This is a genomic window from Chryseobacterium rhizosphaerae (assembly GCF_003385455.1).
Taxonomy (GTDB): domain Bacteria; phylum Bacteroidota; class Bacteroidia; order Flavobacteriales; family Weeksellaceae; genus Chryseobacterium; species Chryseobacterium rhizosphaerae.
The window spans coordinates 59534-84458 of the sequence record NZ_QNUF01000008.1; the positions used below are offsets into that span (position 1 = coordinate 59534).

General features: G+C 30.8%; 20 protein-coding genes and 1 tRNA gene. 4 read left to right on the forward strand and 17 right to left on the reverse strand.

What is annotated here, in order from left to right:
* Window positions 1-5 precede the first annotated feature (5 nt).
* From DRF57_RS09035 to mce, 17 genes are all read right to left on the reverse strand, one after another.
* On the reverse strand, window positions 6-824 hold the full coding sequence (locus tag DRF57_RS09035) for an FkbM family methyltransferase (RefSeq protein WP_115918105.1): 819 nt from the start codon (window positions 822-824) through the stop codon (window positions 6-8).
* Between the two features lie 556 nt (window positions 825-1380).
* Window positions 1381-2859 (reverse strand): class I SAM-dependent DNA methyltransferase, encoded by a 1479-nt coding sequence (locus tag DRF57_RS09040; protein WP_115918107.1) that lies wholly within the window; start codon window positions 2857-2859, stop codon window positions 1381-1383.
* Window positions 2856-3911, reverse strand: a complete 1056-nt coding sequence (locus DRF57_RS09045; RefSeq protein ID WP_123863304.1) for a hypothetical protein — start codon at window positions 3909-3911, stop codon at window positions 2856-2858. The genes DRF57_RS09040 and DRF57_RS09045 overlap by 4 nt, the downstream gene beginning before the upstream one ends.
* A gap of 35 nt (window positions 3912-3946) precedes the next feature.
* The gene (locus tag DRF57_RS09050) at window positions 3947-5551 is read right to left on the reverse strand and encodes a restriction system-associated AAA family ATPase (protein ID WP_115918111.1); all 1605 of its coding nucleotides are present in this window, start codon (window positions 5549-5551) and stop codon (window positions 3947-3949) included.
* Complete coding sequence (locus DRF57_RS09055; RefSeq protein WP_115918113.1) at window positions 5548-7011, reverse strand: restriction endonuclease subunit S; 1464 nt, start codon at window positions 7009-7011, stop codon at window positions 5548-5550. The genes DRF57_RS09050 and DRF57_RS09055 overlap by 4 nt, the downstream gene beginning before the upstream one ends.
* A gap of 96 nt (window positions 7012-7107) precedes the next feature.
* Entirely contained in the window at window positions 7108-7746 is a 639-nt protein-coding gene (locus DRF57_RS09060) for a hypothetical protein (protein ID WP_115918115.1), read from the reverse strand.
* 254 nt (window positions 7747-8000) lie between these two features.
* Window positions 8001-9125 carry a hypothetical protein gene (locus DRF57_RS09065; RefSeq protein ID WP_115918117.1) on the reverse strand — a complete coding sequence of 375 codons (1125 nt, stop codon included), beginning with the start codon at window positions 9123-9125 and terminating at the stop codon, window positions 8001-8003.
* Window positions 9119-9397 (reverse strand): helix-turn-helix domain-containing protein, encoded by a 279-nt coding sequence (locus DRF57_RS09070; protein ID WP_115918119.1) that lies wholly within the window; start codon window positions 9395-9397, stop codon window positions 9119-9121. The genes DRF57_RS09065 and DRF57_RS09070 overlap by 7 nt, the downstream gene beginning before the upstream one ends.
* A gap of 501 nt (window positions 9398-9898) precedes the next feature.
* Complete coding sequence (locus tag DRF57_RS09075; RefSeq protein ID WP_115918121.1) at window positions 9899-10252, reverse strand: DUF4280 domain-containing protein; 354 nt, start codon at window positions 10250-10252, stop codon at window positions 9899-9901.
* A gap of 5 nt (window positions 10253-10257) precedes the next feature.
* Complete coding sequence (locus DRF57_RS09080) at window positions 10258-10965, reverse strand: hypothetical protein (RefSeq protein WP_123863305.1); 708 nt, start codon at window positions 10963-10965, stop codon at window positions 10258-10260.
* A 65-nt stretch (window positions 10966-11030) separates the two neighbouring features.
* A complete protein-coding gene (locus DRF57_RS23945; RefSeq protein WP_174772369.1) occupies window positions 11031-14333 on the reverse strand; it encodes a phage baseplate assembly protein V in 3303 nt (1100 codons plus the stop codon).
* Window positions 14334-14686: 353 nt separating this feature from the next.
* Entirely contained in the window at window positions 14687-15301 is a 615-nt protein-coding gene (locus tag DRF57_RS09090; protein ID WP_115918125.1) for a hypothetical protein, read from the reverse strand.
* A 2-nt stretch (window positions 15302-15303) separates the two neighbouring features.
* Window positions 15304-16239 carry a TM2 domain-containing protein gene (locus tag DRF57_RS23950; RefSeq protein WP_174772370.1) on the reverse strand — a complete coding sequence of 312 codons (936 nt, stop codon included), beginning with the start codon at window positions 16237-16239 and terminating at the stop codon, window positions 15304-15306.
* Window positions 16240-16492: 253 nt separating this feature from the next.
* Window positions 16493-17647, reverse strand: a complete 1155-nt coding sequence (locus DRF57_RS09100) for a site-specific integrase (protein WP_115918127.1) — start codon at window positions 17645-17647, stop codon at window positions 16493-16495.
* Window positions 17648-17802: 155 nt separating this feature from the next.
* Window positions 17803-19830 (reverse strand): GmrSD restriction endonuclease domain-containing protein, encoded by a 2028-nt coding sequence (locus tag DRF57_RS09105; protein WP_157969881.1) that lies wholly within the window; start codon window positions 19828-19830, stop codon window positions 17803-17805.
* A 192-nt stretch (window positions 19831-20022) separates the two neighbouring features.
* Window positions 20023-20096 (reverse strand) — tRNA-Ile (locus DRF57_RS09110).
* A 62-nt stretch (window positions 20097-20158) separates the two neighbouring features.
* Window positions 20159-20557, reverse strand: a complete 399-nt coding sequence (gene mce / locus DRF57_RS09115) for a methylmalonyl-CoA epimerase (protein WP_047494405.1) — start codon at window positions 20555-20557, stop codon at window positions 20159-20161.
* A gap of 94 nt (window positions 20558-20651) precedes the next feature.
* Between mce and rbfA the strand changes: the two genes are divergently transcribed.
* The 4 genes from rbfA (at window position 20652) to DRF57_RS09135 (ending at window position 24885) form a co-directional block, all read left to right on the forward strand.
* A complete protein-coding gene (rbfA, locus tag DRF57_RS09120; RefSeq protein ID WP_027373534.1) occupies window positions 20652-21011 on the forward strand; it encodes a 30S ribosome-binding factor RbfA in 360 nt (119 codons plus the stop codon).
* Between the two features lie 3 nt (window positions 21012-21014).
* Window positions 21015-22220 (forward strand): ABC transporter permease, encoded by a 1206-nt coding sequence (locus tag DRF57_RS09125; RefSeq protein ID WP_047494401.1) that lies wholly within the window; start codon window positions 21015-21017, stop codon window positions 22218-22220.
* An 80-nt stretch (window positions 22221-22300) separates the two neighbouring features.
* Window positions 22301-24085 carry an endonuclease gene (locus DRF57_RS09130; RefSeq protein WP_115918131.1) on the forward strand — a complete coding sequence of 595 codons (1785 nt, stop codon included), beginning with the start codon at window positions 22301-22303 and terminating at the stop codon, window positions 24083-24085.
* 62 nt (window positions 24086-24147) lie between these two features.
* Window positions 24148-24885: a shikimate dehydrogenase family protein gene (locus DRF57_RS09135; RefSeq protein ID WP_047494395.1), complete on the forward strand. Its 738-nt coding sequence runs from the start codon at window positions 24148-24150 to the stop codon at window positions 24883-24885.
* The last annotated feature ends 40 nt before the right edge of the window (window positions 24886-24925 follow it).

The following is a 24925-nucleotide window of genomic DNA, read 5'->3' on the forward strand; positions in this document are numbered from 1 at the left end:
TAATATTATTTTTTTGTTGCATAAATCATTTTTAATCCTCTAAAAGAATCAGGAATTAAGACCGTAAATCCAAAAGGCAATAGGTCCTGTTTTAGCTCATCTAAACTATATGGATCATGTAATTCTATTATTATATTATCCACATTATTAAGCCATTCATTATTATTTTTCAGGAGCGATTGCTCTAAGCCCTCAATATCTATTTTCAGCAAATCTATATGGTCAATTTCCAATAATTCCATATAACTTTTCATGCTATACGCCTGAACTTTTTCTCCGATTTCTGTTACAGTATCTGAAATTTTAAAGTTATAGGATAAATCAGGAGAAGAAAGAAATACTATTCCGTCTTTAGTATCAATAGCTCCATGTTTTGAAATGATATTCTCAGAGAAAGAAACATTCTTTTCCAGGATTTTGTAATTGTCTTCTTCTGCTTCTAAAGCATATATTTTTGCATTGGGATATTGTAATGCAAAAAAAATGGATGTCAAGCCTATATTAGCTCCTAAATCTATTATAATTTTACTCCCAGTTGAAAAAAGCACGTCGGGGATATAATAAGTTTTTTTCCAGAAAATCTCATAAAATATGTCAAAATCACCCGAATAAGTTCTGATACAAAGAGGAACTTTTTTTCCTGATAAAAAAAGATCATATTCTACAAGTTCTTTATTTTCCGTTCCTAAAAGTTTATTTTTTTTATATGTTGAACTATATCTTTTAGAATTTTTTATAAATAGAAGAGTTTGAAGAAAAGAAGAATTTATCTTAAAACAAAATAAAGTCTTTGAAAGGATTGTATTTAGTTTATTTATAAGCATAATATTAACTGTTTTTGATTTAAATTAGTAAAGTCAAATTTGATTATGAACCAACATAAACCACTATTTTTTTTAATTTCGCAAATATAAAATTTTATAATCACATAAGGGAGAGATATTAAGTTCATTATAAAGTAATTTATTCTAAATTGTTACGCTGTAAAGCTATTTTCTACAAGCGTCAAAATTAGACGATTAAAAGTTTTTTTTACTATAACTCTCATTACATTGCCCAATAAAAATCGCTAGGGGTAAACCTCTAGTTCAAAAACCAGCGATAATTTAAATTACTCAAAAAAAAAAGATAATATTTTGCTTTCAGGCTTAGATAAATGCTGATATAACATCGTTCTATCTATAAGCTAGGTGAGTGATAAAATATATACTGAAATGTTACAGTACTGCTACAGTCAGAAAATAAAAAAAGCACCTACATTTCTGTAAGTGCTTGATTTAAAAAGTGGTCCCACCTGGGCTCGAATATTTTTTATTTTTCCCTTTATTTATGGTACTTTCAGGCAATATAATTTTCAAGGGGGGCGTTTTAGGGGACTCTTTATGTTTTAGAAAGACTTTTTACAACTTCTCTAAAACTATTTAATGCACTTTCTAAACTATCTATTATTTCTTGTGCTAATACTTCGGGCTCAGGTAAGCCGTCTAAATCAATAAAGCTATCGTCTTTGAGCCAGGTTATATCAAAGTTAATTTTGTCTCTTAGAAGTAATTCATCATAAGTATATTTTCTAAAACGTCCTTTCATTTTATCTTCGCTCCATGTTTCAGGAGTTTTTTCTCTATTTTTAGAATGATAACATTCAACAAATGGTATTAAATGCTCAAATTGTAATGGATATTTTTTTAAGGTATGATGTATATTAGTTCTATAGTCATAAAACCAAATCTCTTTAGTATTTTGGGTACTATTTTTTTTCTTTTTTTCTAAGAACAAAACATTTACTTTTACACCATTAGCATAGAATATCCCTGTTGGCAATCTTAAAATTGTATGAAGATTGGTTTCATCTAATAATTTTTTTCTAATAATTTCTCCTGCACCTCCTTCAAATAGGACGTTATCAGGAAGTACAATAGCTGCCCGACCATTTTCTTGCAACATACTTATAATATGCTGAACGAAACACAACTGCTTATTACTCGTCGTAGTCCAAAAGTCAGTTCTTAGTATATATGATTCTTGCTTAGTTAACTTTTCATCATTGGTTATTGTATAAGTACTACTATTTCCAAATGGCGGATTTGCTAAGACTATTTTTACCTTCTTTTTTGGTTGTTCAAGTAGACTATCTTCAACTTTTATTTCGGGAGTTTCTTTCATATCTCCTATACCATGTAAAAATAGATTCATTAAACATAATCTGGCTGTCGAAGGGACAATATCCCAACCATGAAATGTTTTAAATTGTAAAAACTCTTTTTTATTTTTATATTGTAATTCCTCTGAATAATTTTTATTCAAATATTCTATTGCTCCTAGAAAAAAACCACCAGTACCACATGTCGGATCTGAAATTGTTTCTAATGGTCGAGGCTCAACACATTCTATAATAGCTTTAATGATTGAACGGGGAGTAAAATATTGACCTGCTCCACTACTTTCTGCGCTTTTTTGTAATAAGCTTTCATAAATATCACCTTTAATATCCACCGCTTCAGATACCCATTCATCTTCATTGAGAAGTTTTATTAATTTTTCTAATTTAAATGGATCATGTATTTTATTTTGGGCACCCTTGAAGATTTTACTTAACATTCTGCCCGAATCAGCTAAGATATTTAACGCTCTAACATAATCTAAAGTTAAACCTTCAAGTGGATGATTTAAAAAAAATTGCCAGTCACACTTTTCAGGAATATCAAAATTTCTATTATATGGAGGTCGTGAATACTCATCAGCCATTTTTAAGAATAGTAAATAAGTAATTTGTTCTAAATAGTCTCCATAACTAACCCCATCATCTCTAAGTGTATCACAAAAAGACCAAATTTTTGCTACTAAATTACTACTTATCATACAGACATTTGCTTTATTTGCTCAAATAGCACATTATTATTACAATTTTCTAAAAACTCATAGTATGAAAATTTCAAATGATTTTCAATTTTTATTTCTTTTGGATCAAATAGAGTTTTATATTTCTTTAAATAATTTTTCACTTCATCATGATTTGTAAATCTTACAGAATGAAGATTTATTATTTTTTTCAGATCATTTAACCAAGTACTGTGTTTAATAGATAATATATATCTTTTTTTAATTGAGTATACATCATTCCAAGTCTGAGTATAACTATCATTAGGTAAAATATTGATCTTCCACTCTCCTTCACTATTATTCATATCCGTATCAGGAATTATACTACCACTTAAATCTATTTTGATATTATTTGCTTGGAAAGAGTCATTAAAAATAAAGGGATAAGAAAATAATCTACGTACATCTGAATTATCGTGATAAAATACATCTTTTTCCTTCTTAAACGTTTCATTACAATCATCACATGATGGTGCTATATTTTTTAAATCAATTGATGAAAGTGGATACTTAGACTTTAAAGCTAGATGATCATAATCAGCTCTCCTTAAAACTGGTATTTTTAAATATTCTAATCCACAAAATGGGCACATTTTTGATTGAGGAAGTCTTTTATGAAATTCTTCATAATGTTTATCAATTTCCCAAGCATTATTAGAGCTTAAATATTTCCAAAGTGACTCCATTAATTGTTTGAAAGAATCTGTACCTATGATCCTTTTAATATTTTCGTTTCTTAAAAATGAGACTTCATATCTATCACTTTTTTCAAAGAATAAATATAGATCTTTAGACATTAAAACTAATGTATAAAATTCTTCTTTTAGAGATTGATCTAGTTTTTTAAAATCGTTAAAAAAAGCTTTAAATTTAGTTTGAATTTCTACATTCACTTTACCTTTTGGAGCGATTTTACCATCACTACTTAGAAAACTTGAATGAAAATATAGTTGAGGTTTGAAAGCTACATTCTTTTTTACATTTCTTATCTTTCTAATAAAATATAGAAAATGTTTGTATAATTCCACCATTTTCTCATTCTTAATAAATTCGTACCTATAAAGCATTATTTCTCCTTACCAAAGTTTAACATTATAATTCGATTCATTAAATTTAGTTTTTCATCTGATTCACCAAAATTATTCAGTTTCTCTTTTATAACATCAGGATTTTGGTATTTTCTTAACTCATCAATTTCTTTTAACGAATCTCTAGATATTGGAATTTTAATATCAAATGCCATATCCAAAATATTATCAAATGAGGCTCCATAGGTTTCTTTAGGAGGATTTGTTATTCGAAGACAATCTCCATCTCTTTCAAAGATAAAAACACTTTCATTTTTACAATCAGAAACTACAAAAGGAGAATGAGTTGTTACAATCATATCTTGAATTTTACCTATGGTCATTTCTTTTAGAGTGCTTATAAAAATTCGCCTCCATTTTGGATTAAAATGTGTTTCAGGTTCATCCAAAAGAAATAGGCAATTTTCTTGGTTTATCATCATTAAAATGGTTCCAAATACGTTTAAAAATTGGTGTTCACCATCACTGAGACTCAAATAGTCGACAGTTGTACCATTTTTTAACATTAATTTTAATTCTGAATATCTAAGCACTTTTTCTTCATCAGGCACAGTTGGTAATTTTGGAACAAGTTGCAAGGCAGTATTTAATCTTTCATCTCTAGCTCTTTTAATATCTTTAACAATTTCATCCTTGATAATTAAATTATTTAATAATTCCAATTTATAAAAGGCTGTATAAAGCTCTAAAGCACTTGAAAAATGAATTTTAAACAAATCAATAGTGATAGGATCTAATTCATAATCTAATATCCATCTTTTAAATTTTTTATCATTTTCATCCTGCACTGCGTACTTACAACATTTAATCAGTTTATCAATCCAATTTTCAAGCTCCTCTGTCAATTTGATACCGGCATCTGGTCCACCTTTGGGCTTATAACCTGGTGCCATTTTTTGATTAGTTTGTATTGTAATCCTAAAACTAATAAGTTTTTCAACTCTTACAATATCTTTAACTAATTTTAATGCATCATTACCATCATCAAAAATTAAATTACTAATAGTTATTCCCAAATTTGTATTGTAATTCATAAAATACAATACAGGGTCATAATCATTAAATTCTTTGTATTTTTCTGGAAATCTCGCTCTTTTACCAGTAAAGTCTGCATATTCGTCATAGTACCATTCAAATGGTAAACTCAAAGTTTCATTATCACCAGAAGTATAGCCTATTACCTTATTAGGTAAATAATTTACAATTTCACTTGTATCTATAACTAAACCAGGAATATCTTCTTGTATAATTTCAAATAAAATATCTTTTGGCTTTGTATGAATTTTTTCACACTCAAATGATACTAAATACAAAATTTCATTTATTGTAATTTCATATTCAATTTTAAAAGCAAATGGTGAATTTATCTTTTTGGATAATATTCCTTGCTTTCGATATACCTTATCTAAAAACAAAAAGATTTCTGAGATTAATTCTAATAGCTGAGATTTTCCTGAGCCATTAACTCCAACTAAACAGTTCACATTAATCGAATCATTAGTTGATTTTGTAAAAAATATATCCACACCTTTCATCAAAGGTTTATATTCAATATCAAAAATTTGTAATCTTCTTAATTTCATTTCAGGGTATATTTGACCGTATTTGTTATTTTGTCAATACTAATGTTCAATTTGTTTTCTTCTTCAAGTTTTCTAAATTCATTTACAATAAAATCTCTGGACATATTAATATCATTGTAAATTTCAGAAAATGTAAAAGAAGTATTATAATATTTCTCTTTTAAAAATTTTATCAGATTGAATTCTTCTTTCTTAAATTTAGGTTTATTTTTTATAATATCAGCCTGCGTTATTAAATATTTAGATTTTTCTTCCCTTATTTTAAGAAGCGTACTTTTGACTGTGGAATCCGAATCATATCTTTCTGATTGTTTACCTTCAAAAGCTTCTTTAAGAAATTTAGCCCTTAAGCTTACATTATTAGTCATCTGAATACCAATATCTTCAAGAATTTTTTTATAATTAATAATTTTTAATTCTAAATCATTTATTAACTCAAACTGTATCTCTTTGGGAGGATAGGGGACAAGAATGTTTGACACAATATCTTTTGAAATAGAATTAAATGTACTCCCTGTACCTAGATCACTAATTTCATGCTTAATAGAGTCTAAATAATAAAATAAAAACTTGTAGTAGCCATTAAATCTGATTGCGCATAAGCCTCTTCCAATACTACATTCTGTATTTGCAATATTAACATCTCCCACGGGAGCTCGCACAGACATCAGTATATCATTTTCTTTAGCAATTCTAATTGGTGAAGTAGTCCACTTTTCGGGTATAGGAAATAAATTCGTGAATTCTTTTTTTCCTTGAAACAGCGGAAGTCCTATTCCTTGGTAATTATAACTTTTTGAATTCGGGGATTGTCCCATAATTATTTGTGAAACCTCGGATAATGGTAAACGTTTCGAAATTGCTTTAAATAGGTTAAAAATTGTCTTTTTAATTAATTTATCAACTAATTCTTTAGACTTTAATAAGTCATCATTACTTTTATCAAGTTCACTTAAAATTGATTCTATTTTTTCGACAATTCTATCTTGTTCTTCAATAGGTGATAAGGGGAACGGAAAATCATTTAAAACCTTCTGACTTATATTCGGTTGTGCACTTCCTTCTCTTTTATTTAACAATTCATCTTTAGCAGACATTAAATAATAATAAACATACTTAGAATTAATTACAAAGGTTTTAATACATGCTACAGCTTGATTTGTAGCTGCATCAGTTCCTAAAAAAGCCATTCTGCCTACCGTATTTCCATATAAAGCAATTAACAAAGAACCTTTTTCAAATATTTTGGCATTTGAAAATTCTAATGCTTCTAATGTTATATATTCTTCAGTATGAATAATTAAATTATAATTTAATTCTCCAGATTTTACCCAAGGAATATCACCTTTAAAATTTGAGGGATTTTTTCTATCTGGTGTTCCTCCACTATTTGTAATAGAAACCTCATTTAAAGTTACCCATTTCCAAGAATCTGGAATATCATAAAGTGTATTATCCATTATACAAAATTAATCTAATTAATTACTCTAATGAGTATTTAAAAATAAAAAAAAAACAATAAGAATTAATCTTATTGTTTCTTAATAATTTATATGTTAAAAATTACAAAATCTACTCTCGTTAATATCTAAAGACTCCCCCCAACTTTCCTCATAGATAATTTTTAATCTATTCTTGATAACGTCCCTTTCATGCTTTGAAAATTTCCTCCAAGAATACTTCTCAACATCTTCTCCTCTAAAGGAAAGTTTTGGTTTATCATTTCTTTCATTATAATCGAATAGCAATATAACATCATTATTTCCTAGCCTAAATGTAACTTGTAAATAAGTTACAAAATATTGCCTTAAAATATCATTGTGGTAGTTCTTATAACCTAATCCTTCTTCAAGATCTTTTATCAAAAATGGCAAAACAAGTTTATCATCAAAAAAAGAAAACTCCACCACTCTTTTTATGTATTTTGATGTGACGGTAGTTTTATTGTTTTCATCATAAACTAAAAAAACTACTCCCTCTTTACCATTATACAAATTCTTTTTCAGCTCAAAACTAATGTTGGGTAAATATTTGCTTGAATACCTATTGTTATTTTTTTTATCGAAATCAATATATGCTAATTGACTTCCCATAGCATCATGTAAAGACTTAACAAATTTTAAAGCTTCTGAACTAGCATTTGAAGCATTTCTAAATCTCACTCTATTTTTTGTTTTATTCGTATTATTAATCATTGTATTCTGTATTAAATTTTAATCTTAGGGAAAAACCCTTCATAAAGTATTTAAACGCATAAGAGGCATATTTACACTATTCTCTTACTTACTTGTTTGTTTATTATAGTACATTTCCGATTCTTCTCTTAAATAAAAGCCTGAGAAATGTAATTGCTACCGTTCTCCCTTGGATTTTTTTGGATGCTTTTTAATTGATCTCATCCACCTCCGCAGCTTACTATATCTTTCTATATTAGTTATATATATTAACCTTAGTTACTACTTGAAATAGCAGGCATGGCAAGTTTATTGATACTTGCTGACAATTTCCGATGAAACTCTTTTTTCACAAAATCATCATCTCCTTTATATTGATTGTAAATATCTTCCAAACTTGCAAGATATTTATTTCTATTATTTGTATTCAAGATCGGAGATGCGAACTCAATAAACTTTTTAACTCCAAAATATTTCAATCCTAGAAATTTCAGATATTCATCAAAAGCTTTTGAGCTCTTGCTATTTAACTGAGACTTCACAAGACCCTGAGTAATATCTGGCAAAATATCATTTACAAAGGAAATATTAACAAAAAGTTTGTATAATTCGTTACCTAACAAATAAAAATTTTCTCTGATAGATTCCAGAGTTTGTATTTTACGTTTTATGGAAGCCCTATTAAATTGACTAACTCGCTTCACTCTCAACTCGATTCTAACAAAGCTATTATTCTTTGAGATTTTTTTCACCAAATGCTTTCTTCTTACTCTGCTCGAGTTTTTGAAAACTTCACCCTGCTGAGCTTCTCTACCTAATTTATCATAAATCGCAACTTCATATTTTTGATTTTTAAAGTTGACAGTATTTCCTATTCGTAGTGTATTTTCCATACCTTTCATTCTTGAAACACTACTCATAATAGAAGCTATATTCATATTAAATCTGATATTTACCCCCAATTCTACCTGAGTAATTTTTGCCTTCCAGAATTTTTCTTTTTCAATCCCGAACTCGTGCGCATACAGTTCGATTATTTCAACAAAATTCAAATAATTGAGGTCAGCAAATGGATTTAAATTTTTGATGCGGATAAAGTCTTTTCTTATGTTTTGGCAAACCGACAATCTTCCTTCTTTTGCGTTCAATTTTCTTTTAAAGCTGATAAATTTGTTCTGGTATGACAGCTTTTTAATAATATTTTCTTGTTGAACTACAATTTCAGATTTTGGTAAATTACAGTTTTCAGCTTTTACCTTTTGGGACAAAAAAGAAATCATATCAGGGTCAGCTTTAAAAATTTCAAATCCACCTTCCTCTCTTATTTTCATAAATTTTGTTGCTAGGATATAATCGCTTAGCAATACATTTTCAAGATAAAATTTAATTAAATCTACCATACTACTTTTTTTTGTAAAAAATTTTCCATTTCCGCTCTATTAACATAAATCTTCCCGTTCCTATTGGGCTGAGAAGCTTTAAAACCTTTTTTTCTCAATCGATCAAATGTTGATCGGCTCATATTAAATAACTCCAATGTCTCTTCTACAGTCAAAATCTCTTTTGATTTAATGTTCTCTAATGCTAAAGATTCTAGTACTGCTATTCTTTTTTTAAGTTTGTTAGTACGATTCAGTAAAAAAAGAAACCGTCTTTCTTTCAGTAATTTCATTTTGAATGGTTTCTTATATCATAGCAGGGAAACAAAAGTAAAATGATGAAAATTGCGTTAATTTTTTGTTAAAGTTTTCTTAATAAAGGTTAAAACACGCAAAAATAGACGGCTTAAAAGCCGTCTACAGAGATCATATTTTTATTAAATATTATTCGGAAGAGCCAAATATTTAGTAACAACTGATTAGTTTCAAGACAAAACAAGTCTTATCTGGTCAAACTTTCTTTTCCTTTAAAACGAAAAAGATAAGCATTCGAGTTTTACTTCACGATTTACACCATCCTTAGACTACTCTCTCTAGGGAAACCATGCTTTTGTTACTTACATTCTTCCAAGCTATCAAATACTTCTGTTATATGTGTCCTTCCAGAAAACATAGAATTCTTTGTTTTCCCATAGTTATTAATTGTAGTGGTGGTTTATTTGTACTTATATATCAGCTTCTAGAAACAAGATTTATATTGAATTCTTTTTATTAATGAATACAAACTAAATTATTCATCGTAAATCATGTTCTTCTTTATGCCCTTTGTTTTCTATACTTATTTTTCCTCCTGTACTACACATACAAAATGAATCTTCTGTAAGAATTTTATAACTATTGATAGTATCTTTTTCTGTTGTTTTTTCCCAAGCGGTTGGTGCAGGAATACACGGTAAATATCCTCCTGAAGTAGGTTTTAATTTACATTGTCCAAAAGGTTTAATATTTACATTCGTCTGTTTATCCTGCTCCGTAGCAATATGTTTCCCTTCAGCCGTAGAAAAGTTCTGGCTGGTAACACTTAGATTACTTGGTGTTGTTCCTTGGTTACAAGATAATTGGGCGGTATCGGTGATTTTTTGTGCCATAATGATTATTTTTTCTCATACAACACTTCCGCAGAATCATTATGTTTTCCATTTATTGAGGTAACTTTTAATACATTCCCATTATTACCATCTATAACAATTATTATTCTTGCTCCAAATTTTCCTTCATATTTTCCTCTATAGTTAATTAGATAAAGTTTTTGAGAACCTTCGTCGTAATTCTTATCTATATGAGTATAATCTGAGAATAGATCAATTTCATGTTTTTTACAATAATCAATAATATCATCTGCCGTTATAGTATATCCTTTATCCATATCAGTTTTCTTGATAAGTTTTCCAGAGTCATCATATTCATATTTGAATCCTACTGGCCCACCACCATTTCTAAAATTCACCCATTTTTTAAGTATAATACCTTTATCATTAAATTCCTTATATATTGAAAATATTGAATTTTTAGGAGTAGAATTAGCTATAAACCAACTTCCTCCTTCACCTGAGCTTTCTTCAATTTGAGTGCCTCTATCTTCGTAAGTTTTCCCTAAACCATCTGGATTATTTTCATAGTATTTTTTTATGTTAAAATGTTCAATTTTATCACTAATGAGATTGGCATAATTATTTTTTTGATTCATTGTATTATGTTTTACTGAGGTTGGGGTTTTGGTTGCTTTTGTGTCTTCCTTTTTATCCTGAGAATTACAGGATGACATAAATAATGCAAAGCAGATGTACAGAAGTTTTTTCATTGTTTAATAATTTTTTTCAGTTCAATATTTTCATTATCTAATTTATAAAAATACGAGATAGTATTCTATTCTTTTTCTGACCTGCTTTGTAAGATTGCCCACTGCCAATGATAGGTACTGATAACAGGTAATCCTTGTAAATCAGAATAATCCATTATATTATCTGTAATAAATTGTTCAAAAGTGAACTTGGAATCATTATCAAAACTATGATATAGTCCCATGGAATGAAATACTTCATGGGCAACAGTACTATCATTAAATCCAGCTTTAAAAACAAGTATAGTTTTTGCAGCAGGATCATTCATGGTTCTACCGATTCCTGCTATGTGCGGGTTCTCTTCATTTATGAAATATACTTTGTAGATATTCTGATATTTTTTCTTTCCATACTGTTTATAAAGTTCATCATTTAGGTAGTCAGATAAATTATCTCCTATTGAATTTTCAATCCATTTATCACTTCCCCCCTGTGGGTCATTAATTATATTGGCTATCCTATTAAAATTTTTCTTTTTATTATGTTTTCTTTTAGTTTTTGGATCAGTATCAGAACTTACATCCAGCGATAGTGTTTTTTCAAAATAAGGGGTAATTAACGCTTGATTCATATATTTTTTCAATTCGTTTTCTCTACCTTTCGGTTGTCCTGTTCTTTTTCCATTTCCTATATCAGTTGAAACTTGTATAAATACTACCTTTGCTTTAAATCTTTTTTTGTTTTGAGCAACCCTAAGTTTTCCCGCTAGTGATTTTTCTTCTGTTCCTTTAGAGTCCTTATAAGTAGCTATAACTTTAATAGGCTGTTCGCTTTTAAGTTCTTTTAAACAAGTTACTGTTATTTCTATTTCATGTTTACCAACTGTAAGAGGTAGAGGTTTATTAACTATGTTGAGTAATTTATCATCATATTCAAGTTCTAATTTTTCAGGTTTTTTTTGAATATTTATGATGGTTCTTAAAGTGGCTGTAGTATTACTATAGGTTGATGTTAATGTTGTTGGAACAATCTTTCCATTAGGTTGTTTAATGTTCTTCACGATGGTTTTAGGATAAAGAGTTATCCATGGTACACAATAGTTTACCATCACTTTTTTCCCTTTTTTATTTTTAACACTATATGCATGGGGATTAAAATTGGACATTAAAGAGATAAAGTCATTTTTATCATTGATGAAAAAACTTACAGGTGGTTTACCGTCTTCGTTTTCATAAACCTGAAATAATGCGCCACTTGAATCTCTATATTTTCCGACTTCTTTTCCATAATAAACATCTCCGGGAATCTTTGTATCACCAACTCTTACCCAGTCAAAACCGTATCCTTTTCCTCCCCAATCATTTTTGGGTCTAAAACTTACTAGACATCTTTCATCTACATAAACAGGAACATATTTATAGTTTTGAGGTTTATTAGTCTGATTATTTCCCTGTTTACCATGCATATCTACAATTCCCTTACTGTTTACAATTGTATTTTGATCAGAATGCATAAACAGTTTCTGGGTTCCAGCTACGTTGGTTTCCTTTGCTTCAATTTTTATCTCATTTTCAGAATTAAATACAGCTTTGCCTGCTTGTGTGTGGAAAAATTCTGTTATATTTTGCAATAGGGTCGGAGAGTTAACCATCATTTTTTGAAAAATGTTGAGCATTGCATTATTCACAACATTGAATGTCATATTGTTTCCAATATTCATATCCAAATTATTTCCAGCCTCAAGTATGATATTGTTAGGAGCATTTATTCTAATATTCCCTTCACCATCTAAATAAATAAAGTTGGTACTTCCATCCTCTGTTCGTATACTTCCTTGTCCTTCAGTATCATTAAAAAGAATCTTATTTCCACTACGTGTCTGTATGGACTTAAGATGATTATCAGCACCTCCACCTAAACCCACTTTACCATGAAACATTCCTCCCATTGCAAAGGGAAAGTCTGGATTATGATATTCAAAACCTACCATTACCTGATCTCCAATTTCTGGAATAGCGACAAAACCTCTATTTTGACTTACTCCATCTGTTCCACCTGCATCAGGACTCATCATTCGGATAAAATGGGTAGTATCATTTAGTTGCCAGTCAAACCTCACTTGTATTCGTCCCTGATTTAATGGATCAACATTAGATATAACCGTTGCAACTTGAGGCTCGGCTTTCGGCATTACAAAATCAGGCTTAGGCATGAAGCCCGTTCCTTCAGCTATTGCTTGAAAACTTCCTGTATAGTACCCTCTTGCATCGACTTCATGATGTACTTCAGTTATCATCAAAGTCGTAAAATGTGAAGTTTGATTACTATCTGGCTTTCTCATCGCTAAATCAGCAACACAACCAATATACAAAAATGGAACTGTTGTTTTCCCTGAAGCCGTAAAAACTTCTACTGCTTTACTTCCTCTTGCGCTTCTTTGAGAATCATCTATATCAAGGAACATATTAGGATGTAAAGGAGCAGGGGTAAGCGAGCGGGTTTTAAATATATTGTCGTTACGCTCATAAGTTTCTGATGACAGCTCTCCTAAATGTTTAATGCGATTATCAATACCAAGCATTTTTGCATGATTACTGCTATTATAGCCAAAGTATTCAGTTTTGGCATGTACTGCATTAAGTTCTATCTGTACATCACTAACATTGCTTCCATTAATAAGGTTAATAGATGTTTCATGAAACGGTAATTTACCAAAATGAAGTACTTCTCCATCATAATAAAACTGCTCTCCATAAGCTTCTGCAATTCTGGCAAGATAATTATAATGAGTTTCACAATATTGTGAACTGTAATTAATGTAACTATTGTTTTGCGAATCTATTCTAATATCAAAATCATTAGTATCCAATGCTTCTTTAATTACTCTATCAGCAATAATGGAAGTATTTACAGGTTGACTACCTCCAAAGCTTTGAGTATGTGGAGCAGAATCCATTAAAATAGTAGGACTATTTCCTTTCAATACAATATTTCCCAGACTCATTTCCTCCTGACTAAATGCCACTTTCATAATAACTCCCACAAATGTTCTTTCAGGACTTTCGTTTTCCGGATCTTTATATTTGAAAGTTACTGTCAGTCGTTTTCCAAAAAATTGTTTTGCCTGCTCTAAGTTATGGTTTTGTATTTTACCTAATGAATCGTGCGCTAGAGTAAGTTCAAAGTAATGGTGGGTTTTAGCGCTTTGTTGTAATCGGAAGTATTTAAAGTGGCTAATGGGCTTTCCATCAATCACAATGTCAAGCTTTACCACACGGTTAATACCTGCTATATGATTCTCCGAAATTTTCTCAGCATTAGATCTATTTTTTTTCATGATGATTTGTGTGTTTTTTATATCACTGAATGTAGATAAAAATAATGCCAAAACTAAACTTTTTTGACACTATTTCAAAAATTGTAGTAGAACTACGATTCGAGTCAAATAATTGTCTTTATTTTTACCTTTAAAACGGAAATTTATCACAGGTAAGAATATGGTGTTTGGCATTTTTAAAACTTTTTACTTGTATTGCTCAATCTCTTACAGGTTAAAAGTTTCGATTTTTCCTAGTATCAGGCTTTTTCCTTTTTAGAATTCATAGAACCCTTTCATGAAGCCCTTACTTGCTTCTTCTTGTATTCTGACTTCTATTTTCATGTCTATTTTACTTGTTATTTTAGTAAAACATATCATGCTTTTACTTACTTTCCTCTTGTTTTATTTTTCTTTCCAAAATCTTATTTGTAATATTTGATTTTCTCAGCTTTCATAAAGCTTTCTAAATTTCTGAAGGTGATCTTATCTAAGCTATTGGTAATATTCTGAATATACGCCTTGCTATTTTTGCATTTTCTGGAAGTAAAATCAATAATATTCCCGTTATCATCTTTATACATCTCGGTTTTTTCCAATTTTTTAGCTTTTACATTTTGGTAAAGAGCATAATATTGTACTTGAATCGCGCACGTAGTATCAAGTAAGAAAAAATCAAGGCTTTTCTCAGCCCCAACCAAGATTCCTTCTTCATTGAAGTAATAATCATAAGATGTTTTGCTATCTCCAATATGCCCCCATAAATCATCAGATTTACTGATATAAACAATTTTATTATTTTTTCTAATAATTTTATAGAACAAATCCCATTGAAGCTCAAATTCTTCAAGCGCATTATCGGTTTTACTTTGCTTTATTCTACCGTCAGTCAGTTTAACGTATTGGATAACTTTTGACGGCTGATTTTTAAAAATTCCTTTCACAAACAATTTAGTCTGCCTGAGTCCGTTTTCGTAAGAGTTTTGAGAATAAAAAACAGAAAAAAGGCATAGATTGATAAGTACTATTAAGTTTTTCATGATTAATTGATTTGTATTGAGTCTTCTTCCAGTTTTTTATTTTTCCTATTGTTGAGTTCATCACGGTAGATTTCGCCTGATTTATAATTAGCATTGGAATTATTATATTTATTCTCATAGGCAGGCTGATAGAATTCATTAATTTTGGAAGACTGCTTCCTTTCTCCAAAAATTTCCTCATGTTTCAGACTTTCATCTTCAAATACAACCTTTGTTAATCCAAACATTCCGTAAGCAGTGATGAGATTTTCTTGTGAATTTTCATCTCTGAATACCAATTTTCTTAGAATTACCAAATCCTCCTCATAAACAGCTATATTTTTATATCCTTTTTTTGAAATACTATTCATAATAAAATGTTCAGCCCCCTTTACACTAAGCTCTTCACCAATAAAAATATCTTTAATTGTTTTTATAAGTTGAGGTTGAGAAATCATAATTTCATCAACAATCTTATTCTGCATTTTAGCCCGATCAGGCTTTAAGAAGAAAGCAGAAACACTAAACAGTATGATTACGCCAACGATTATATAAAATGAATAACTTTCTCCTGATTGCATTTTTTGAGTGATGTAAAGGTCATTTACAGCCTTTTTATTAACATCTCTATCAACTGAATCCTGACCCTCATTAGGAAACATGATTGAAATATCCCGTAATATCTCTAAAGCAAGATCATTATTATATTGTTCAACAATTTTAGGAATTCTGAAGAGGTCAATAATTGCCCAGATAAAAAATCCTCCCACAGTAAGAATATATAATATCAGCCAACCCCATTTTTTAAGGTAGGCGTAATGCCATCCTAAAAGAAACCAGAGCAGGTAAGATATTCCTACTGATTTCTTTCGTCTTTCAAATTCGCTAATGAAGATTCGTTGTTGTTCTGAGTTCAGCTCTCGAAATTTTTTCTGAATCAGATAAGAAAAGTTTCCCATGATTATTAGTAACCATTCAGTTCCAAAACGGCAATTTAATCCATAGAAAAAGCGTGGAACTTTAAGCCAATCCGTTACAGAGGTACCGCTAAGAACCCTAAACCCAGATATGACTTATCGCCCACGCCAATAGATGACACGGGCGTAAGCCTATCGAATTTGGGTTTATAGAAGATTAGCGGTTTTCTGTAACCAATACGATAGCTTACGCTTTTATGTTAATTATATTTTTATCTTTTACAAATTTATTAATTTATCCGAAACGAACATTACTCATTACGTTTTTAAGATTATTAATATTTGAATTTGTATAAATTAAAGTATTGGCAATATTTACATGTCCTAGTAGCTTACTTACAATAGGAAGGGAAATATTACAATTGTTTACCAAATAAGAAGCAAAAGTATGACGTCCAACATGAAATGTTATATTTTTATTGATCTTACACTCTTTTGCTATTTCTTTCAGAATAGAATTTCCTACTTGATTACTGACCTCTCTAAAGATTTTTGTATTGGATTTTTGACTTACAATATATTTCAAGAGTAATGTTTTTATTTGACTATTCATTGGAATATCAATATTATGTTTAGTTTTTAACATCTTCTTTGATATAATTTCTTTGTTAAAGTCTATATCTGATACTTTCAATGAAAACAGGTCGGAATACCTTAAACCTGAATAACAGGAAAGTAAAAACATATCCCTTACTGTATTAGCTAAAATACTATCACTTTTAAAACCTTTAAACTTAACTACTTCATCTTCATCTAAAAAGATAGTTTTATGTTTTGGACTCTTGATTGTGAACATATCTTTACCATACGGCTGCTCAATTTTTGCTTTCTTATATCTATTAGCTTCATTTATAATACATTTCAAGCACTTATGATGATTGTAAATACCCCCATCTCCTATATTCAAGTCTTTTAAATAATTATCAAATCTTGTGATAAAAGCAACATCAATATTGGAAGTAGAGATTCTCGGTTGAAATGCTTTTAATCTGCTACGTAAAGTAGCATACTTATATTTAGTATCATTACAAATTTTAGGTTTCTTTATTTCCATGACTGAATCGAAAACATCATAAAAATTGCTATTCTTTGTCCCATTTAAAAATCTATCTATATCAGAAAATGATAATTGATACCCTGCTATAATAGTATCTGCGCAAAATTCCTCTAAATCGCTTTTTCGCTTATCAATCATCTTATTCAGATTGCCATATCCCTTACCTCTTGCACGACCTGCATCCGTATCCCATTCTGAAGGATGTATTTTTTCTCCGATTGAAATTCTTTTTTTATCTCCATCCATTCTGATTTGAATACATATAGGACATTCGCCTGTTTTTTTATCAGCCTTATCAGTTCTGATGATTGCTTTAATAATTGGCTTTCTCATTTTATAATATTTAATTGTTATTCCTTATTCATACATCGGTAACAATTAAAAAATCAGCTAAGGTAGATAAAAATATTGAAATATCAAATCAATTGATTGATTATCAAATAATTACAACTAAGTTAAAGTTTGTTAATTTCTCGTTAAAGGGATTTTCAAACAATAAAAGAGTATATTTCTTTATAAAAATTAATGGTTCTAGTTACAAAAGCATTCATTAAATACATTGCGCTTTGTTCATCATATATCCGACTTTCAATTTTTGTCCAATATTCTTTATCATCAACTATGAAGAAATCTGATGCTTTTAGACTTTCGGCTTTTAGTTTAGGGTCTTCACGATTACCATCACTTCGATTTTCTTCCAATGAAATAGCTCTCAAATTGGCGTTCATATTATGCCAATCTCTAACCTGAGGATTAACATTTTGTTGTTGATACACCCAACTACTTGGATAGATGTGATCATAATCCCAAGGTCTATTTGTATCACTTAAAACTTCTAGACTATTGAATTCCTGAAAGTTTTTACTAAAATAATCTCTTTGACAAAATATCAAAACGTTACGATTCCAAGCCAATTGATTTGCAAGATGGTTCCATTGGTTTTTATAAATCTCATATTTTTCACTTTCATCAATACCTTTTTCTTCCAAAGCGCCATCAAAAAGTTTTAAATAATCTTCCTTTGAAGGATAAAATTCATTCCATCTAACTTTCTTTTCAATTACCATTTTATAAACTATTTGCAAATCAGATATTTTAGGCATTCTAATAATTAAATTGTTGTCACTAGCAAGTTTTTTTAAGCTTTGGTAATTCCAAAAAGAAAATTTTGATGATTCACCCCATATCTCTCTTGATAATCTATTTTTATCTAACGTAAATAATGTTAAATAGAAAAAGCCTTTTTTTATTTCTAAGAAATTTTCTGGTTTGATTTTGTAATAATGTATATAGACCCAATTTAAATAAAAAAGAAAGATTTCTGGGTAATCATTTATTAAACTTTTCACTAAGATTACGGGTAATTTGATTTCATTTGCAGACAATAAAATTTCAAAGGATCTTTTAAAAACTTTATTTGCCATGCTACCACTATCATTACCAATGAAGTTTTCTAACCTTTGTAAAAAATCCAAATTACTTAATCTATCTCTAAATTGATTTACACTGAACGAGTTTGGATAACTATTTTGATTTAAGTCAGACCAAACCAACCTATTCACAAATGATAATAATCTTGAAGGTTGAATAAAATCAGCACTGATTGACTCTACTAAGTTTTTACTTTTTGGAAACTCGGCTTTATAAATCGAATAAATTAGCTCTTCTCCATTAAGAGGAGTTCCTTGTGAATTTAATCTTACGAATAATGTAGGATCCTCCTTTTCTTGGCTATTAGCTACTTTTATCAATGAATTATTCAAAACAATTGCTGGAATTGAGTAACTCTTCAAATTCTTACCTATTTCATCAATAAAATCATCAAAAGCATTTGAAGTAATAAAATCTTCATATAGACTCTCTTTTTGATTATTCATTTTTATAGCAGCAATCTGATTAATTAGCATTTTTTTGGAAGATGAAGTATCTCTATTTCCATAAATATATTTTAATAGAAAAACTAATGGAATAGGAAGATTTGCATCAAAAGGAAAGACATCGATGTTTTTCAGCTCAGTATATTTTACTTTTCTTCGATTGTTACTGAAAATATCCAATGCTTTTTTTCGATCAGAGACACTTAGAGTAGAACTATTATTTTTTGCTTGATACCCCCAAGGATGAGATCTTGTTAAAACTCTGATTAAATATTTATTAGTATTACTAACTTTTTCAGGGTTTAAGTCAATCCAAACTGTAGGAATGTGATCGTAATCTTTATTTTTACTATCAAAAAATGTTGCAGAATTTTCTTCCCAAGGATTAAAAAAACCTAAAGAAATGGAAGTAGAACGTTGCTGACCGTCTAATAACTCAAAAGTACTATCCGTAGTTTCTGCTAAAAGAAATGCTCCAATGGGATAACCTCTCAAAATCGAATCCCAAACAGTTTCTATTTGATTTGGCTTCCACACAAAAGATCTTTGTAGAATTGGCAACTTAATTTTTTCATCACCTTTTAATTGCCAATTAGCAATGTCTTTTAAAGAATAAAATTTGTTTTTTGATATACTCACGATTTATATTAGTTTTTTTCAAATATATCGAAACAAACTAATACAGTCATCAATTCTACAATAAAAGAAGGGGGGCGGATCGGGGAACGTTATTCTGACGAACGATGACGAATGGTGACGAAACAAAGCATAAAAAAAGCCCCTAAAATAGGGGCTTTGTAATTTTTTGAAGAAATCTATTCTTCACTTTCGTGGTCCCACCTGGGCTCGAACCAGGGACCACCTGATTATGAGTCAGGTGCTCTAACCAACTGAGCTATAGGACCTCAAAACTTGGTTAAATTTTGTGTTTGCAAAAATAGTAAAAATTCTTTCACTACAAAATTTTTTATTGCTTTTCTTGACAAAGTTCTACCAGCACGCCGTTTGTAGACTTTGGATGGAGGAATACAACTAATTTGTTATCAGCACCTTCTTTCGGTTCTTCAGAGATAAACTGAAATCCTTCTTTTTTTAATCTTTTTACTTCTTCCAGGATATTTTCAACACCAAATGCCAGGTGATGGATGCCTTCGCCCTTTTTTTCGATGAATTTTGAGATGGGACTTTCAGGATTACTGGCTTCCAGCAGCTCAATTTTACTTTCACCTGTTTCGTAGAAAGAAGTAACGACACCCTCCCTTTCCACAGTTTCTTTTTTATAGGATTCCTTTCCTAATAGTTTGGTAAAAAGCTCGTCAGAGATTCCTAAAGATTTTACGGCAATACCGATATGTTCTAGCTTCATAAATACAAATAAAATATAATTAAATCGTAAATTTGATACTGCAGCTGAATTTGAAAGTATCAATTCAAACAAAAGTACTAAATTTGCATAAATTATGGAAAGTAACAGACAAAGAAAAGTAGCACAGATTATTCAGGAAGACTTCGCAGAGCTTTTCCGCAAACAGGCTTCAGAAAGCAAGCAAAGTATATTGGTATCCGTATCAGATGTAAAGGTAACTGCTGACTTAGGAATTGCTAAAATTTATTTAAGCATTTTCCCTCAGGAATTCCGTACTGCAGTAATGAAGGAGATTGAAGAAAACAAACCTCAATACAGAAACTTCATTGGCCAGAAAATGGCAAAACAGGTACGTATCATCCCACAGCTTAACTTTTATCTGGACACCGCTCTTGATGATGTTGAAAAATTGGAAAGAGAATTAAGAGGCGAAGGCGACAATCCTGTTTTATAGATCTTGAAGAATATTGCATTTTACATAGCATCCAGATACCTTTTGGCTAAAAAAGGAAGTACTGCCGTTACGTTTATTACGTGGCTTTCGGCAGGGGCTATGACGGTTGCGGTAACTGCAATGTTCGTCATTATTTCTGTTTTTTCGGGCCTTGAAGACCTGAATAAAGATCTTATTTCCAATCTGCATGCTGATCTCACCTTAAAAAGTGTTTCAGGAAAGACCATTAAAAACCTGGATAAGGTTAATAAGACATTAAGCAGTAATAAGGAAGTCAGCAGCTTTTCCCGTGTTATTGAAGAAAAAATATACATCAGTTTCAATGGAAAAGGCGATATCGCTTACTTAAGAGGGGTTGATTCCGCTTATGTAAAAGTTAATCCGATCAATAAAGATGTCTTCTACGGAACGTATCCTAGTTTCAAGTATTCTAATGAGGTATTAATGGAAAATAGTCTGGACAACAGGCTTTCCATTCCGGTAGATTCATCCAATCATTATGCAACGGTATTTATGCCGAAGCCGGGAACGGGGATCATCAATAAGGAAGAAGATATTTATAATAAAAAAGACATTCTGGTAACGGGAGTTTTTCCTGGAAAGGATCAACTGGACAATTATATTATTTCTCCTATTGAACTTACTGAGGAACTGCTTAGCCTGCCTAAAAAATCTGCGTACCAAATTGTTATTAAACTAAAAAATCCGGAAAATGCAGATGCCGTAAAGCAAAATCTTCTTTCTGCTCTCGGAAAAAGTATTGAAATAAAAACCAAAGAAGAAGAAAATGCAGCCTTCTGGAAGATGATCAACACGGAAAAAATGTTCATCTATTTAATTTTCGCACTGGTTATTTTCATTACCACCTTTAATCTTGCAGGGGCCATTATTATCCTGCAGCTTGATAAAAAAGAACAGGCAAAATCATTGATATCACTGGGCTTTCCTTTAAGCCATTTAAGAAGAACTTATTTCTACACTGGAATTCTCATTGTCCTTTCAGGGGTCTTCACCGGATTGATTGTTGGAACAGCACTTTGCTATTTCCAGCTTTATACAGAATTCTTCAGAGCCAATGAAGTACTTCCTTTCCCGGTGAAAATTGTAGGAAAGAATTATTTCATCGTAGCACTTACCGCTTCCCTGTTTGGAATTGCTATTTCGTGGTTCTTCTCAAAAATCAGCAAAGAGTATATTACTAAAAATTAATATATTGAGTCTACAAATTTAATAACACCAATCTTTTCGGATTTCATTTTTTCATACCTTTACGCCCCAATTTAAAAAAAATGAAACGAATTCTATCTTTTTTTCTGTTAAGCCTGGTATTCATCAGCGCTCTAGCACAACCACCTGCCAATTATTACAATGCAGCGGCAGGTTTAACAAATGCACCTCTTAAATCAGCACTGAAGCAAATCATTACCACCGGACACGCCTCCAATCTCTCTTATAATGATTTGTGGACCGCATATCAAACCACTGACCGTGATTATGACTACGATAATGATGGAACTATATTAGACATTTACTCTGAATTCCCTATTGGTCCAGATAATTATAGCTATCCTTACGGATCTTCGCAATGTAGTGGAACCAGTGGTCCTGAAGGGCATTGCTACAACAGAGAACACATCGTTCCTCAAAGTTTATTTAATCAGGGGTTACCTATGAGATCTGATGCTCACTTCGTAAGAGCTACAGACGGAAAAGTAAATGGAGAGAGAGGAGATTTACCTTTTGGAAAAGTGGCAACTGCCAATTATAATTCACAAAATGGATCTAAAAGAGGAAATTCTGCATCACCAGGCTTTACAGGAGTAGTATTTGAACCAATTGACGAGTTTAAAGGAGATGTAGCCCGAATGATTTTCTACTTTGTAACAAGATATGAAACTCAACTTTCCGGATTTGGTACAGGAAATATGCTGGGCGGCTCTGCTTATCCTGGACTTCAGAACTGGGAGCTTAATCAACTTATCATATGGCATACACAAGACCCTGTATCATCAGCTGAAATCAGAAGAAATAATGCTACCTATACATTTCAGGGAAATAGAAACCCATATATTGATCATCCGGAATATGTAAATATGGTTTGGGGAACTCCGGTTCTTGATACGGAAGCTCCTACCATTCCTACCAACTTAGCAGCCACAAATCCTACCTCAAGCACTGTTGCATTGAACTGGACGGCTTCTACAGACAATATTGGAGTAATAGGCTATGACATTTATGCCAACGGAGTTCTTAAAACAACTGTATCCGGCACCTCTACAATTGTTACAGGATTGTCTCCGCTTACAGCATACAATTTCTATGTAATTGCTAAAGATGCTTCAGGAAATGCTTCTACACAAAGTAATATAGCATCAGCAACTACCCTTGACGGACCTGTAGGTGGAAGCTGTGGAACTGAAGACTTCACCAACATTCCAACTTCTACGACTCCAGCCTATGATACAAGAGTATGGACTAATAATAGTATAACATGGACTGCAACAGACGCAAGAATTGATCAAACAATTAATGGAAAAGCTATTACAATAAGAAATGGGACTTTAACCAGCTCTACTGTTTCTGGAGGAATCCAAAGCTTAACCTTAACAACTCAGTTAAAGTTCTCAGGAAATGCTGGTACTATAAATGTTTTTGTAAACGACGTTAACGTAGGAGCAATTCCTTACAGCTCAACAGCTACAACCACTACAATAAACAATATTAATGTAAGTGGGAATGTTACCATTAAATTTACAAACTCCTCTACAACTGACAGACCTGCTTTAGATGACTTAAGCTGGACATGCTTCAATACTTTGGCAACTTCTGAAATCAAAAAAGACAAGTCAGAATTCACCATCTACCCTAACCCGGTAAGAAATAACGAAGTGTTTGTAAAAGGAGAAAATCTTACTAAAATTTCAAAAGCTGAAATTTATGATCTTTCAGGAAAACTGATTGAAACGATTGTAAGTCCTTTCAAAAATTCAAATAAGATCAATCTTAAAGGATTGGTAAAAGGAAATTACATTCTGAAAACAGATCATTTTACCACAAAATTCATAGTAGAATAAATATTAAAAATATTTCAAATCAAAGGCCGGATTTATCCGGTCTTTTTTTTTATTTTTGATCAATGGATTCCAATAAAAAATTAGGATTGATAGGACGTAATATTTCCTATTCTTTTTCTAAAAAATTCTTCGAAAACAAGTTCCAAAAGCTTATGCTTAAAGGCTTTACTTACGACATATTTGATCTGAACGAAATTGATGAAGTAGAACATCTTTTTTCTTCTCCTGAACTTTTAGGATTCAACGTTACGATTCCTTACAAAGAAAAAATCATCGATTATCTGGATGAACTCAGTGATGAAGCCGAGAAAATTGGAGCAGTAAACTGTGTTCTTATTCGGGACGGAAAAAAGACAGGTTACAATACCGATGCGTTTGGTTTTGAAAAAACCCTTTTCCTACATAAGCAACCTACCCAGGATAAAGCTTTAATTTTAGGAAACGGAGGGGCTGCCAAAGCTGTCAAATATATCCTTGATAAAAACAATATTCCTTCCAAAATAATCTCCCGAAATACAGAAATTAATTTTGAAAACCTGGATCAGGAAACGGTTAAGGAACACAAAATTATCATTCAATGCACTCCTGTAGGTACATTCCCCAATGTTGAAGACTGCCTGAGCTTTCCATTCGATGCAATCTCTTCGGATCACCTGGTAATCGATTTAATATATAATCCGAATTATACGAAGTTTATTATCAATGCCGCAGAAAAAGGAGCAAAAACAGTCAACGGTTATTATATGCTTGAACAACAAGCAGAAAAAGCCTGGGAAATTTGGAATTTTCAAAAAAAATAACATAAATTAGTGCTTTAATTGGCTTTATAGCTATATTCAA

Excerpts from the sequence above, each read along its gene's own strand:
- DRF57_RS09035 (WP_115918105.1), bottom strand. The coding sequence starts at position 824 with ATGCTTATAAATAAACTAAATACAATCCTTTCAAAGACTTTATTTTGT.
- DRF57_RS09040 (WP_115918107.1), bottom strand. The coding sequence starts at position 2,859 with ATGATAAGTAGTAATTTAGTAGCAAAAATTTGGTCTTTTTGTGATACA.
- DRF57_RS09045 (WP_123863304.1), bottom strand. The coding sequence starts at position 3,911 with ATGGTGGAATTATACAAACATTTTCTATATTTTATTAGAAAGATAAGA.
- DRF57_RS09050 (WP_115918111.1), bottom strand. The coding sequence starts at position 5,551 with ATGAAATTAAGAAGATTACAAATTTTTGATATTGAATATAAACCTTTG.
- DRF57_RS09055 (WP_115918113.1), bottom strand. The coding sequence starts at position 7,011 with ATGGATAATACACTTTATGATATTCCAGATTCTTGGAAATGGGTAACT.
- DRF57_RS09060 (WP_115918115.1), bottom strand. The coding sequence starts at position 7,746 with ATGATTAATAATACGAATAAAACAAAAAATAGAGTGAGATTTAGAAAT.
- DRF57_RS09065 (WP_115918117.1), bottom strand. The coding sequence starts at position 9,125 with ATGGTAGATTTAATTAAATTTTATCTTGAAAATGTATTGCTAAGCGAT.
- DRF57_RS09070 (WP_115918119.1), bottom strand. The coding sequence starts at position 9,397 with ATGAAATTACTGAAAGAAAGACGGTTTCTTTTTTTACTGAATCGTACT.
- DRF57_RS09075 (WP_115918121.1), bottom strand. The coding sequence starts at position 10,252 with ATGGCACAAAAAATCACCGATACCGCCCAATTATCTTGTAACCAAGGA.
- DRF57_RS09080 (WP_123863305.1), bottom strand. The coding sequence starts at position 10,965 with ATGAAAAAACTTCTGTACATCTGCTTTGCATTATTTATGTCATCCTGT.
- DRF57_RS09090 (WP_115918125.1), bottom strand. The coding sequence starts at position 15,301 with ATGAAAAACTTAATAGTACTTATCAATCTATGCCTTTTTTCTGTTTTT.
- DRF57_RS23950 (WP_174772370.1), bottom strand. The coding sequence starts at position 16,239 with ATGGGAAACTTTTCTTATCTGATTCAGAAAAAATTTCGAGAGCTGAAC.
- DRF57_RS09100 (WP_115918127.1), bottom strand. The coding sequence starts at position 17,647 with ATGAGAAAGCCAATTATTAAAGCAATCATCAGAACTGATAAGGCTGAT.
- mce (WP_047494405.1), bottom strand. The coding sequence starts at position 20,557 with ATGAAGCTAGAACATATCGGTATTGCCGTAAAATCTTTAGGAATCTCT.
- rbfA (WP_027373534.1), top strand. The coding sequence starts at position 20,652 with ATGGAAAGTAACAGACAAAGAAAAGTAGCACAGATTATTCAGGAAGAC.
- DRF57_RS09130 (WP_115918131.1), top strand. The coding sequence starts at position 22,301 with ATGAAACGAATTCTATCTTTTTTTCTGTTAAGCCTGGTATTCATCAGC.
- DRF57_RS09135 (WP_047494395.1), top strand. The coding sequence starts at position 24,148 with ATGGATTCCAATAAAAAATTAGGATTGATAGGACGTAATATTTCCTAT.